Origin of the sequence: Flavobacterium caseinilyticum (assembly GCF_004349085.1) — a bacterium.
Classification (GTDB): Bacteria; Bacteroidota; Bacteroidia; order Flavobacteriales; family Flavobacteriaceae; genus Flavobacterium; species Flavobacterium caseinilyticum.
In genome coordinates, this window is the sequence record NZ_SMFM01000004.1 from 21,331 (window position 1) to 34,264 (window position 12,934).

At 35.1% G+C, this 12,934-nt stretch carries 13 protein-coding genes; 4 read left to right on the forward strand and 9 right to left on the reverse strand.

Annotated elements, in window-relative coordinates; translation table 11 throughout:
* Nucleotide 1: 1 nt before the first annotated feature.
* A complete protein-coding gene (locus E0F89_RS09800; RefSeq protein WP_131909618.1) occupies nt 2–571 on the reverse strand; it encodes a GNAT family acetyltransferase in 570 nt (189 codons plus the stop codon).
* A 276-nt stretch (nt 572–847) separates the two neighbouring features.
* Between E0F89_RS09800 and E0F89_RS09805 the strand changes: the two genes are divergently transcribed.
* From E0F89_RS09805 to E0F89_RS09815, 3 genes are all read left to right on the forward strand, one after another.
* A complete protein-coding gene (locus E0F89_RS09805) occupies nt 848–1,525 on the forward strand; it encodes an SDR family NAD(P)-dependent oxidoreductase (RefSeq protein ID WP_131909619.1) in 678 nt (225 codons plus the stop codon).
* A gap of 23 nt (nt 1,526–1,548) precedes the next feature.
* Nucleotides 1,549–2,151 carry a SprT-like domain-containing protein gene (locus E0F89_RS09810; RefSeq protein ID WP_131909620.1) on the forward strand — a complete coding sequence of 201 codons (603 nt, stop codon included), beginning with the start codon at nt 1,549–1,551 and terminating at the stop codon, nt 2,149–2,151.
* Nucleotides 2,152–2,452: 301 nt separating this feature from the next.
* Nucleotides 2,453–3,073, forward strand: a complete 621-nt coding sequence (locus tag E0F89_RS09815; protein ID WP_165930003.1) for an outer membrane beta-barrel protein — start codon at nt 2,453–2,455, stop codon at nt 3,071–3,073.
* 153 nt (nt 3,074–3,226) lie between these two features.
* Here E0F89_RS09815 and E0F89_RS09820 read toward each other — a convergent pair whose 3' ends face one another.
* The 6 genes from E0F89_RS09820 to gcvP form a co-directional block, all read right to left on the reverse strand.
* A complete protein-coding gene (locus E0F89_RS09820) occupies nt 3,227–3,988 on the reverse strand; it encodes an ABC transporter ATP-binding protein (RefSeq protein ID WP_131909622.1) in 762 nt (253 codons plus the stop codon).
* Entirely contained in the window at nt 3,988–4,734 is a 747-nt protein-coding gene (locus tag E0F89_RS09825) for an MlaE family ABC transporter permease (RefSeq protein ID WP_131909623.1), read from the reverse strand. Before E0F89_RS09825 ends, E0F89_RS09820 begins: the two co-directional genes overlap by 1 nt.
* Nucleotides 4,735–4,802: 68 nt before the next feature.
* Complete coding sequence (locus tag E0F89_RS09830; RefSeq protein ID WP_131909624.1) at nt 4,803–5,651, reverse strand: glycosyltransferase family 2 protein; 849 nt, start codon at nt 5,649–5,651, stop codon at nt 4,803–4,805.
* Nucleotides 5,651–6,175 carry a methyltransferase domain-containing protein gene (locus tag E0F89_RS09835; protein ID WP_131909625.1) on the reverse strand — a complete coding sequence of 175 codons (525 nt, stop codon included), beginning with the start codon at nt 6,173–6,175 and terminating at the stop codon, nt 5,651–5,653. Before E0F89_RS09835 ends, E0F89_RS09830 begins: the two co-directional genes overlap by 1 nt.
* Nucleotides 6,176–6,412: 237 nt before the next feature.
* Nucleotides 6,413–7,471: a 3-oxoacyl-ACP synthase III family protein gene (locus E0F89_RS09840; RefSeq protein ID WP_131909626.1), complete on the reverse strand. Its 1,059-nt coding sequence runs from the start codon at nt 7,469–7,471 to the stop codon at nt 6,413–6,415.
* A gap of 281 nt (nt 7,472–7,752) precedes the next feature.
* Nucleotides 7,753–10,602, reverse strand: coding sequence for an aminomethyl-transferring glycine dehydrogenase (gene gcvP, locus E0F89_RS09845; protein WP_131909627.1), 2,850 nt, complete (start codon nt 10,600–10,602; stop codon nt 7,753–7,755).
* A 146-nt stretch (nt 10,603–10,748) separates the two neighbouring features.
* Between gcvP and E0F89_RS09850 the strand changes: the two genes are divergently transcribed.
* Complete coding sequence (locus tag E0F89_RS09850; RefSeq protein ID WP_131909628.1) at nt 10,749–11,561, forward strand: UbiA prenyltransferase family protein; 813 nt, start codon at nt 10,749–10,751, stop codon at nt 11,559–11,561.
* Nucleotides 11,562–11,699: 138 nt separating this feature from the next.
* On the opposite strand, the gene E0F89_RS09855 is transcribed toward E0F89_RS09850, so the two are convergent.
* Complete coding sequence (locus tag E0F89_RS09855; RefSeq protein ID WP_131909629.1) at nt 11,700–12,155, reverse strand: SRPBCC family protein; 456 nt, start codon at nt 12,153–12,155, stop codon at nt 11,700–11,702.
* On the reverse strand, nt 12,155–12,868 hold the full coding sequence (locus E0F89_RS09860; RefSeq protein ID WP_131909630.1) for a YqjF family protein: 714 nt from the start codon (nt 12,866–12,868) through the stop codon (nt 12,155–12,157). The genes E0F89_RS09855 and E0F89_RS09860 overlap by 1 nt, the downstream gene beginning before the upstream one ends.
* Between the last annotated feature and the right edge of the window lie 66 nt (nt 12,869–12,934).

Genomic DNA, 12,934 nt, shown 5'->3' on the forward strand with positions numbered 1-12,934 from the left:
GCTACGAAACGGGCTGAGTCATATCGTAAGCCAAAATTAAATACTCATTATTGTTGAATTGAAAATCTCCAATGATAGTCCATTTTAGTTTTTCGGTATGAGCTTTGGTGGATGGAATATTGATTTTATTGATGAAAGTCAAACTCAGTGGGTATTTTTGAACCATATTTTTTCTCATGAATTCAAACAGCGGGTTTATCAATCCCTTGCCGCGATATTCTTTGTGAATGCAAATTGGGCCGTATTGAAAACTATTGGTAGTGTTGATGTCAAAATCTAAAAAGGTAAGTTTTGGAAACAACGAACTCATGTAATTAAAAATGGGCCATTGTTTGAAAAAAACCCAGCTTCCAGCAAAAATATAAGCAATGATTTTGTTATGGTCTTTGGCAATAAATAAGTTGTTTTGATGGATAACTTCCGTTAGTTGCGCGACTGTAAATGGTGTAGTAACAAAGCCCGAAGCTTTCTCATCTTCGGATAAATTAGCAACAAGATACAATTCCTGTAATGCCAATACTCCATCAATATCAGTTATTGTTGCAATTTCGAATTGTACGCTTTCTATCATTTTTTTGGAATTCGGATTTTAATTTTACGCACTGAAATTACGAAAAAATAAAGGAACCTAAACTTTTGATCCACTGGATTTTTTTATGTTTAAAAGAGAAATAAATTCTATATCATTATTAAATGCAGTTGGCTTTTAGTCTCTTAATCTCATTGTTGGAATTCATATTATTCAAACTATTATTTGAGGCAAAACAAGCAAAATAATAATATTAGATACAGCAACAATCCTTTGCGTAAAGCATCTTTTTTTACCGTTTTTGTTTATTTTTGCTCTATGAAAAATATTATCATCACAGGAACAAGTAGGGGAATAGGATTTGAGTTGGCATTGCAATTTGCTAATGCGGGACACCAAGTTTTAGCCATTTCGAGAAAAATTCCTCAAGCTTTATTGGGTAACGAAAATATCACCTGTCTTTCGGTGGATCTATCTAATGAATCCGAATTAGTGAAAGTAAACGATTTTCTTTCCGAGTCCTGGAAACAAATAGATGCCGTTATTCATAACGCTGGAAGTTTATTGCTGAAACCTTTTTCAGAAACGACTCAGGAAGATTTTGAAAATATCTATAAAGTCAATGTTTTTGGAGTGGCTAATCTGACTCGAATTTGTCTTCCATATTTACAAAAAGGAAGCCATGTGGTGACGATTAGTTCTATGGGTGGCATTCAGGGAAGTTTGAAGTTTGCCGGACTTGCAGCGTATAGTTCGAGTAAAGGAGCCGTTATTACGTTGTCAGAGTTATTAGCTGAAGAATATAAAGAGCGTGGAATTTCTTTCAATGTTTTAGCTTTGGGTTCCGTGCAAACAGAAATGTTGGCAGAAGCTTTTCCGGGTTATCAAGCGCCAATATCTGCGGGAGAAATGGCAAATTACATTTATGATTTTACTTTGACTGGAAATAAATATTTCAACGGCAAAGTGTTACAAGTGTCTTCTACGAATCCGTAACTTAGAGTTATAAATTTTAAGTTATGAGCGAAACACTTTCAAGATACATTCCGGAGCACGCAGTTAAACCCGTTTTCGAACTTATTGTTGCCAATCAAGTGCATCTTAAGATTGTAAACGAAAGGCAGACGCGTCATGGAGATTATCGAAAAGGTTTGAGTGGAAAACATGAAATCACCGTCAATTCAAACCTGAATAAATATAAGTTCTTGATTACGTTGATTCATGAAATTTCTCATTTGGTTGCTTTTGAAAAATTTGGGCGAAATATCAAACCTCATGGGAACGAGTGGAAATATTCGTTTCAACGGTTGATGATTCCTTACATTCGACCAGAAATTTTCCCGAATCATTTATTGCCGTTGTTAGCGAGACATTTCAAAAATCCCACGGCCAGCAGCGACACTGATGCTACTTTAGCTTTGGCACTGAAACAATTTGATCAGCAAAACGATAAGAATTATGTATTTGAAATACCATACGGTAGTGTTTTTCGAATCCAAAACGGAAAAATTTTCAAGAAAATAGCCGTGAGAACTAAGCGCTTTGAATGTCTCGAAATGAGTTCCGGTAAAACCTATCTTTTTAATCCTAATGCTGAGGTAGAATTGTTGAAATCCAGTTAATATTTATTCTTTCAAATACTCTTCTCGTGCTTTTTGGGATGTAGAATAATTCTATAAGAATCTGATTATTAGTTATTTTTTTATTCATCTAATGTGAAAAGGTTTTTTAATGATAATTCTGTGTAAATTTTATCTTATATTTATAGTGTTGTTTCTACTTCACGTAAAAGAATATAATTATGGAAAATCTACGATTCCTATTTGCAACTATGCTCATATTGTCTAAAATTTCATCATTTTATTTAATAGAAATATGAAAAATGCAATCATTTGTTTCGTATTTATCTTTATACCTTTTTTGATGAACGCACAAGAAACTGCAGAAACCGTAATCATCAATCCAAAAGGGAATTGGTATTTTGGTGCAGAAATAGGTTCGAATACCATAGCCTCTTTCAAGCTAGGCGAGCCCAATAAATCATTTCAGGTAGGAGTTTTGGCAGAATATTATACTGGGAGGCATTGGAGCCTGAGTGGACGAATTAAATATTTTGAAACTGGAGTTTCATTTTACAGACCAGATACTCACAGCGGTGGTTGGCTTGATTTAGGTAGCGATGCGTATTCCGGTTTTTTTAAAGGAGCCGTCATTTCTATTCCTATTACTGTAAAATGGGAGTTTAGAATTTTTAAAAACTTTAGCGGAAGTTTGAAGCTGGGGTATGCACAAAGTTTTGAAACCAAAAGTACTTATACCAATTATTCTGAAAATTTAAAAACCGACTATCCGAAAAATTATGGAAGTTCAAATTCAGGATTGGGTTTCAATTATTTTTTAAATAATAAAACTGCTATCTATGTTGATTTTGAAACCTATTTTGGAGGACGAAAAGCAAAAATACCAGCGCTTATTTTTGATAATGACCAGTATGTAATGAATAATCTAATCAATATTGGTGTGAAACATAACTTTAAAAAATGATGTATTTAAGTTACACTCATTAGTTTCGTTTTATCTTCCTTTAAATCATTAGTGTAAAAAAATCCTTTTTTTATTACATATTTGTGTATGTTAACCTCTGTCAAATATAGTTCTTGATATTATTTAAAGAAGAAAGCTTGATTTAGCGTAGTTTTATTCTTTCAAATATGCTTCTCGCACTTTTTTGAATAAATTAGAAGAATAAACAAATTCGACTACCGCTTCATTATCGGTTCTGAAGATTTCTTCTTTGCTTCCTTCCCATGCTTTTAAGCCATCTTTTAAGAACAAGATTTTCTCGCCAATTTCCATCACAGAATTCATATCATGCGTGTTGATGACCGTTGTGATATTGTATTCTTCGGTGATTTCTTTGATAAGATTATCAATCAAAATAGCGGTATTAGGGTCTAATCCAGAGTTAGGCTCATCACAAAACAGGTATTTAGGATTGTTTACAATCGCGCGGGCAATTGCAACACGTTTTTGCATTCCTCCGGAAATTTGCGATGGTAGCTTGTTATGCGCCTCGGTAAGATCCACTCTTTTTAGTGCAAAGTCTACGCGCTCCCGAATTTTTTTGCTATTGTCGTGGGTAAACATTTTTAACGGAAAGCCAACGTTTTCAGCTACAGTCATCGAGTCAAATAACGCACTTCCTTGAAAAACCATTCCAATTTCAGTTCGCAGTTCTCGTTTATCAGCAGGATCTAATTCGGAGTAAATTCGGCCATCAAATGAAATAGTTCCAGATTCAGGGATATATATACCTAAAAGACTTTTGAGCAAAACTGTTTTTCCGGATCCACTTTGTCCAATAATTAAATTCGTCTTTCCGGTTTCAAAAACCGTCGAAATCCCTTTAAGAATTTTAATGTCACCAAATGATTTTTCTATGTTTTTTACCTCTATCATTACGTTAATAGTAATTGTGTTAAAATATAATTCATTAAAATAATGGTCACCGATGTCCATACAAATGAAACCGTGCTCGCTTTTCCTACTTCTAGTGCGCCGCCTTTCATGTAATAGCCGTGAAAAGATGGAATTGTGGCTAGAAGCAGAGCAAAGATGAAGGTTTTGATAAAAGCGTAAGCGATATGAAACGGCGTAAAATCTCTTTGAATTCCGTCTACAAATTCCAAACTGCTTCCGAAACCGCCATATACACTGGCAATATATCCGCCAAGAATACCAAGAAACATAGCGATACCAATAAGAAACGGATATAATAATAATGCCATTAGTTTAGGGAAAACTAAATAATTTAAAGAATTTACTCCCATAACTTCCAGTGCGTCGATTTGTTCCGTTACTCTCATCGTACCAATACTTGAGGTGATAAAAGATCCCATTTTTCCTGCCATTACTATAGAAATAAAGGTGGGTGCAAACTCTAAAATGATCGATTGTCTGGTTGCATAACCAATAAGGTATTTTGGTATTAGCGGATTTGTTAAGTTTAAGGCAGTTTGTATGGCAACAACTCCGCCGACAAAGAAGGAAATGAAGGCTACAATTCCAAGGGAACCAATTATTAAATCGTCGATTTCCTTAAAAATCAGATTTTTCATTACAGACCACTTTGTCTGTTTGTTGAAAATTTCTTTTAGCATCAGGCAGTATCTTCCAATCTGCGTAATATATCGAATGATCATCATAGTTTTGCGATTATGGGCTAAATTACAAAAATAGTTATCAGTTGTAAGTTATGCGTTCGTAGTTTTTGTTAGAAAATTTTTTCTTTCATTTTCTTCAAGCGGTAAGATCGGATGAATTTTGCTTGTTCAGCCGTTACCAATAAAGGTGTTTTAGCAGTTTTGGCTTTCCAGAAACCTTTGATGTAATCCAAAAAAAGTTGCGGTTTCTTCTTCATCATCGCCAGTTTTGCCGAAGCAATGGAAGTGATTAAAAATCCGTACCCTAAAGTATAAAATGCCTCGCCTTGTTTGTAGCGGGCTGTTTTGTTGTAATTAGCTCCGGTTGGTTTTAGATGTTTTACGATTAGCTGAGCATCCGTAACTACTTTCCATCCATAAAATTTAGCTAATAATTCATCAACAGTATCCCAACCCATAGCGGGTTTTAAATTCCCTATCTGCTGGAAACATGCTTTCCTGTAGGCTTTAAAGGCACCACGAATATGGTCTTTATCGGTAAGATTTTCCAGAATCCATTCTCCGTTTTTTTCAATGTAAGCAAATCCGCCTGCCATTCCTATCGAAGGATCTTTTTCGAAAATGTTTACTATAGTTTCAAAATAATTGTTGGGTAAAATCAAGTCGGCATCCAGTTTTACAATCACATCATAATTCTCGTCTAATGTTTCATAGCCTTTATGAAAAGCCTGAATGACTTTGCTTCCAGGCAAATGTATCGCTTCAGAGGTTTTGTTTACTAATGTGATAAAAGGATTTACTTTCGCAAAAGCCGTTACGATTTCGGCAGTTTTATCCGTTGAATTGTCATTGACAACGACTACTTTTTTGGGTAAAACGGTTTGCGAAATCAAAGAATCTAAAGTCAAAGCAATAAATGCTTCTTCGTTATGCGCCGGAATGACAATGTAGTAATTCATTATTTTATTTTTTCAGCGTAAACGATGTAATATCTAGGCGTGAATTTTCGTAGTAATGGTCGAATACCAAATTTCTTAACGGGATTAGTCCATTTTTCTCTGTCGATTATTTTCCAACCGGTTTTTTCCATTAACCAATCGAGTTGCCAATCTTCAAATTCATGGTAATGTCTGTCCCACATGTCCGTTTTGCTGCGGTAAGCGGGTGAAAACCACAAACGCAATGGAATGGAAATTAAAAGTTTATCGGATTTTATTTCGCTTAAAATTGTGAATGGATTCAATAAATGTTCAAAGATTTCGAAAGCGGTAACTACATCCTTTTTTTCATTTGAAAATACGGATTGATCTAAGTCTAAATCTTCTCCGGTTGTATTTGTAACTGAAAATCCCTCGGATTTCATGATTTTAGAAAATGGATTTTCAACACCTAAATCTAATATGGTCTCAGACGTGGAGACGTGTTTTTTTAGAAATTCTAAAGTATGTTTGAATCTTTTATTGGGAAACGTTTTCTCGTACATGAATTTTTTTATTTTGCCGCGAAGGCAGGAAGGCACAAATATAGTGATAAATGTGTTTTTGGGAATTTTTTTTTAGCCCGGATGGGAATGAAAATCCCGGAGCTTCAAAATGTAGTTATTCAAGGTGCGAAAAGCGACTAAAAGAAGCTTTTCTGCACCTTAGAAAAACAAGTTTTGTAGTGAGGAATTGCAATGTACAGCCGGATTAGCTCATAATTGCTACAATCCTCATATGAATTAATATCGATAAACAAAGGCATTAACATTCATTCCTGCTCCAACGGAGGCAAATATGACAACGTCGCCTTTATGAAGTTCTTGGTTTTTTATTTCGCCACGAATCAATAAATCAAAAAGCGTAGGGACGGTTGCAACACTGCTGTTCCCCAATTCATGGATGCTCATTGGCATGATGTCCTGCGGAACGGGCCTGTCGTGTAATTTATAAAAACGCTGAATGATGGCTTCATCCATTTTCTCATTGGCCTGGTGGATTAGAATTTTTTTAACTTCGTCAATCCCAATACCACTTTTATCTAAACAACTTTTCATTGCTGCAGGTACTGTAGTCAGTGCGAACTCATAAATTTTTCGTCCGTACATTTTGATGTATCGTATATCCGGATCTAAATCTTGATTGTATGATTTTCCAAAAAACAAATAATTAGCTTCGTCGTTTGCGTAGGTTCCGCTTTCATAGGACAGCATTCCGGTTTCATCCTCAGAAGCTTCTATTATTGCAGCGCCGGCACCATCTGAATAAATCATTGAATCTCTATCATGATCATCAACGACTCTAGATAAAGTTTCAGAACCAATTACTAAACAACGTTTTGCCATTCCAGATTTGATGAAAGCATTGGCTTGAAGTACGCCTTCAATCCAGCCGGGACATCCAAAAAGAATATCGTAAGCTACACATTTTGGGTTGTTGATCTGTAATTTATTTTTGACGCGTGTAGCTAAACTAGGAAGCATGTCCGATTGAATTGCTCCGTGTTTTACATCGCCGAAATTATGTGCAAATATAATATAGTCAATAGTTTCTGGATCGATTCCTGCATTTTGTATTGCCTTTTCGGACGCAAAAAAAGCTAAGTCAGATGAGTTTAAGTGATTCTCTGCATAACGCCTGTGTTCGATTCCAGTTATGCCCTTAAATTTTTTGATTACTACTTCGTTTGGATAACCAAAAACGGTTCCATCCTCGTTTAAAAAAACATGTTCGCTAAAATCTACGTTGCTTACTTTTTTTTCAGGAATGTAACTTCCTATTCCAGCTATTTTTATTTTCATTGCGTTAATTTTCCAAATTTGAGGCTAATTTAATCATTAAAAAATTACTACACTCACAAAATTTACTATGCATGCATATAATTATGAAATAATAATTTTTTGGCAAAAATATTGATTATTTAATTACAAAATGAAAGATTTGTTGTGTTTTTTATTTCTTAAATCTCGTAATTGAAAAAAATCAGTATTTTGATAATTTTTAATCGAATTCTTTAGGAGCATTCTTTCTTTTACTCTTAAAAAAAAATGTCCCGATTTCTCGAGACATTTTAAGTTGTAATTTAACTTTCCATGTAGGCTTCAATTGGCGCACAGGAACAATTTAAATTTCTGTCGCCGTAAGCTTCATCAACTCTACGAACGGTAGGCCAGAATTTATTTTCGGCAATATAATCTAATGGGAAAGCTGCTGCTTCACGAGTGTATGGAAAATTCCAGTTATCAGTAGTAACCATCATCAAAGTATGTGGCGCATTTTTCAATATATTATTCGGATTGTCTGCTGTAGCATTTTCAATTTCTTTTCTGATAGCAATCATCGCATCACAAAAACGGTCTAACTCTTCTAAGTTTTCACTTTCGGTAGGTTCAATCATTAAAGTTCCGGCAACAGGAAATGAAACCGTTGGAGCATGAAATCCATAATCCATCAATCGTTTTGCAATATCAGTAACTTCAATTCCTTTCTGTTTAAAAGGGCGACATTCTAAAATCATTTCGTGTGCCGCGCGACCCATTTCTCCGGAATATAACGTGTCATAATGACCGTTTAATTTCTCCTTAATATAGTTTGCGTTTAAAATTGCATATTCGGTAGATTGTTTTAAGCCTTCAGCACCAAGCATACAAATATATCCGTAAGAAATTAGGCAAACTAATGCTGATCCCCAAGGCGCAGCAGAAATTGCCGTAATGGCGTTTTCTCCACCAGTTGGTATTACTGGATTAGTAGGTAAAAATGGTACTAATTGTGGTGCAACACATATTGGTCCTACACCAGGTCCACCACCTCCATGAGGAATAGCGAATGTTTTGTGTAGGTTCAAGTGACAAACGTCAGCGCCAATTGTTGCAGGATTTGTTAATCCCACTTGGGCATTCATATTGGCACCATCCATGTAAACCTGTCCACCGTTATCGTGAATCAATTGTGTAATTTCTTTGATTGCACTTTCAAAAACACCATGTGTTGAAGGGTATGTTACCATCAAACAAGAAAGATTGTCTTTGTGTAAAAGTGCTTTTTCACGTAAATCTTCGACGTCGATATTTCCGTTTTCCAATGTTTTAGTAACCACAACTTTCATTCCTGCCATCGCTGCAGATGCCGGATTTGTTCCGTGAGCAGAAGATGGAATTAAAGCAATATTTCTATGGTGATCTCCTCTTGATTGGTGGTACGCGCGAATTACCATTAATCCGGCATATTCACCTTGAGCTCCTGAATTAGGTTGTAAAGTTGTTCCTGCAAAACCAGTAATAACATTTAACTGTTGTTCTAATTTAGTCAACATTTCTTGGTATCCTTGAGCTTGATCAAGCGGTGCAAACGGGTGAATGTTATTCCATTGTGCCATACTCAAAGGCAACATTTCTGATGCGGCATTCAGTTTCATGGTACAAGAACCGAGTGAAATCATCGAGTGATTCAACGCTAAATCTTTTCGTTCCAGCATTTTGATGTAACGCATCAATGCGGTTTCCGAATGGTATTTATTGAAAACATCATGTTGTAAAAACGTTGATGTTCTGTTTATGTTTTCAGGAAAATGATTGGTTTCAGATAAACTTTCAATAGTATTTACAGGAGTACCATTTGCGGAAGCGAAAACAGCAATGATTTTATTTAAATCGGTTATGCTGGTTGTCTCATTTAAAGAAATTGAAATCGTATTGTCGTCAATATAGTAGAAATTAATCTCGTTTTCTTCTGCAATCGCACGTACTTTTTGAGCATCAGCTTTTACAACAATTGTGTCAAAGAAAGCGGTATTGGTTTGTTGATAACCTGATTTTTCTAAAGCATTTGCCAACGTCGCTGCGGAAGCATGTACTTTATCAGCAATGTATTGTAAGCCTTTTGGCCCGTGATAAACGGTATACATGCCTGCCATAACTGACAATAGAACTTGTGCCGTACAAATATTTGATGTTGCTTTATCACGTTTAATGTGCTGCTCGCGCGTTTGTAACGCCATTCGCAAAGCGCGATTCCCATCAGTATCAATAGTTACACCGATGATTCTTCCCGGCATGCTTCTTTTGTATTCGTCTTTTGTAGCGAAATAAGCAGCGTGTGGCCCACCATAACCTAACGGAATTCCGAAACGTTGTGTAGTTCCCAGAACAACTGCAGCGCCCATTTCTCCGGGAGGAGTTAGTTTTACTAAACTTAAAATATCAGCGGCAACAGCTACTTTTATTTCGTTTTCAGCAGCTTTCGCGATAAAAGCGGCATAATCATGGACTTGTCCAAATTTTCCCGGATATTGTAGGATTGCGCCATAATATTCCGAAGAAAAATCGAATGTTTCATGATTTCCAACTACTAATTCAACTCCGATTGGCGTAGAACGTGTTTGTAAAACGGATAAAGTTTGAGGTAATATTTCTTCTGAAACAAAGAATTTACAAACGTTGGCTTTTTTTTGATCACGAGAACGAACGTCAAAAAGTAATGCCATTGCTTCTGCAGCAGCAGTTCCTTCGTCTAACAAAGAAGCATTAGCGATTTCCATTCCGGTCAATTCGATAACCATGGTTTGGAAATTCAAAATTGCTTCCAGACGACCTTGCGCGATTTCGGCTTGGTACGGAGTGTAAGCAGTATACCAGCCCGGGTTTTCAAAAACATTTCTTTGGATAACCGCAGGAATAATGGCGGCATTGTATCCTAAACCAATGTAGGATTGAAAAACTTTATTTTTATTCCCTAATTTCTGAATGTGATTTGCAAATTCATATTCGGTCATTGCAGGTTCTAAATCTAAATCAGATTTTAAACGAATGTCACTTGGAATGGTTTCTTGAATCAATTGTTCCAGTGTTCCTGCCCCAATCGTCTTCAACATGTGTTCTAGATCATTTTCTCTTGGGCCAATGTGTCTTAATGCAAAAGCGTCTGTTTTCATTGTATATAAAATGGGTTGTGTGTTTCTTGTTTTAAAGGCTGTAAAATTAAATATTAATATGCTATTAATTGCCTTTTTTAACTTGATTTTCTGTGAATTTTTCAACTAAAAGCCGTTGTTATTAACACTTTGATTAATTTTGTCTAATGAGGTTTTTTAAACAAATATTCAATTTTTATATAAATAGTAGTATTCACGTGGGTTTGTCTTGTTATGCCTTGGTGCGAATGACACAATATATGTTCCACATTTCGGAAGGTGATATAGTTGCTAACTTTGCTTTTTTTGGTACCATTGTAGGATATAATTTTGTAAAATATGATGCTTTGGCTCGAGCCAAAAAAATTCAAATGCGTAGCGAGTTAAAAGTGATCGCTTTATTTAGCTTTTTTGCGCTTTTTCCAGTTATATATTATTTTTTTCAGCTCCAAAGAATAACCCAATTAGCTGCAGTAGTTTTCTTGAGTATTACATTATTATACACGTTTTCTTTTTTCCCGAATAAGAAAAACGCCAGAAATTGGGCCGGTGTAAAAATTTATATTGTCGCTTTGTGTTGGGTGGGCGTCACATTGGGATTGCCAATTTTAGATTCGGGTATCCTAATTACTTCAGATTTTTATCTAAAATGCTTGCAACGCTTTTTTCTAATTTTTGTACTGATTCTGATTTTTGAAATCATTGATTTGGCAAATGATGATCCGCATCTTAAAACCGTTCCGCAACAAATAGGAGTGAAGCGAACCAAAACATTAGGACTGTTACTTTTGATTCCGTTTTATTTATTGGAGTTTTTTACAAGCAATTTAGATAAAAATCAATTAATTGTAAACTTGATTTTAGTACTGATGATTGCGTTGTTTTTGATTTTTGCTAATGAAAAACGCTCCAAATATTATACTTCTTTTTGGATAGAAAGTGTTCCGATAGTTTGGTGGTTGTTACTGTTGTTATTTTAAAAAGTGCTTAATTGGTGAATACGTTCACCAATAATAGTATAAATTTGGTGAATAGGATATTTTTCCACTGTTGATTAAAGATAATTTCAGGAAATTTTTGAAATAATTCCGGATTTTACTCGTACTAGGTTTCGATTTTTACTGTTTACTTTCAGATAAAGCTTTTAATACTTTGTTTCTTTCGAGAATAAAATTAATCATGTGATTTTTTAGAAACAAAAAATCGAATATTTCACCAAAGATACCATAAGGTACTTCGTAATATATTTTGTCTTTCATAACGGTTAATCCGTTTTTTTCGCGAAAAACATGTTCATGCCGAAAAGATTTGAATTTTCCTTCCTCCATTTCATCTACAAAATAATCGTAAAGATTCATCGCGGTTATTCGGCTTTTGTGTGTCAGATAAAAACCAAAATGTTTCCCGCGCCAAGTTACCGTTTCGTTATAATTGATCAGTCCGGAAGTGATTCCGTCGATGGCAATTTCTTTTGAAGGACTTGCTGATTTTTGGTGTACGTCAATGTCTCTGGAAATGTCAAAAACAGTTTGTATGGGTACATTAATTTTGGTCCGAATTTTTATTCTGGTCATTAAAGTTTTATTTTTCGTTTGTCTTCAATCGTAATTTTGGAGCCAATGGCCAGGAATATGGATGTTGGTTTTAAATCCTTGATAAAAGCAAATTCTTTTCCATAAACTCCTTCGAAATCAATAACGGATTCGTTTCTGGTTACTTGATATTGTTGCCATCTGGGATGTGTAACTTGGTATTCAAAAGTTTCGTTTTCATTGATTTTGGTATAGCCAAAATAATGCTCCGTGATAAACTCGGCTTCGGAATCTGGTTCAATTGCAATGGGATTTTTTTGTGTTGCTACGTGGATGGTATTCCAATTATTATTTACCTTCCATTGGTATATAAATTCTCTGGAGTTTTCATTTATTTTCAACGTATGTTTCATGGGCAAGGTTCGATAATGCTCATTGTAAAAAGTATTAGCCACAAATGAGATTGCATATTTCGGAACAATTTCGCTGATAAAAACCGCGCCTCTTTTCCAAGCTCCGTTTTCAAATCGTCTCACATAAAACCGAAGATTGACTTCTTCAAAATCAGAATGGAACGGAATTTTCATTCCTAAAACACGAACATTCTCGAATAAGAATCCAATAAAACTAACGTAGCATTTGCCGTTCCAGAAATCTATTTCAGTTCCTGCAGGAACATACTTTTGCAGGATTTCGGGATTGACTTCATAATTAATCATGGCTAAATTATTCCATTCGGCTTTTAAAAAACTCATTTTTTTGTTGGTTTAAATTTTTGTAACGGTATTGTAAGTCTATTAAAAAACCCGAAGTCAGTACTT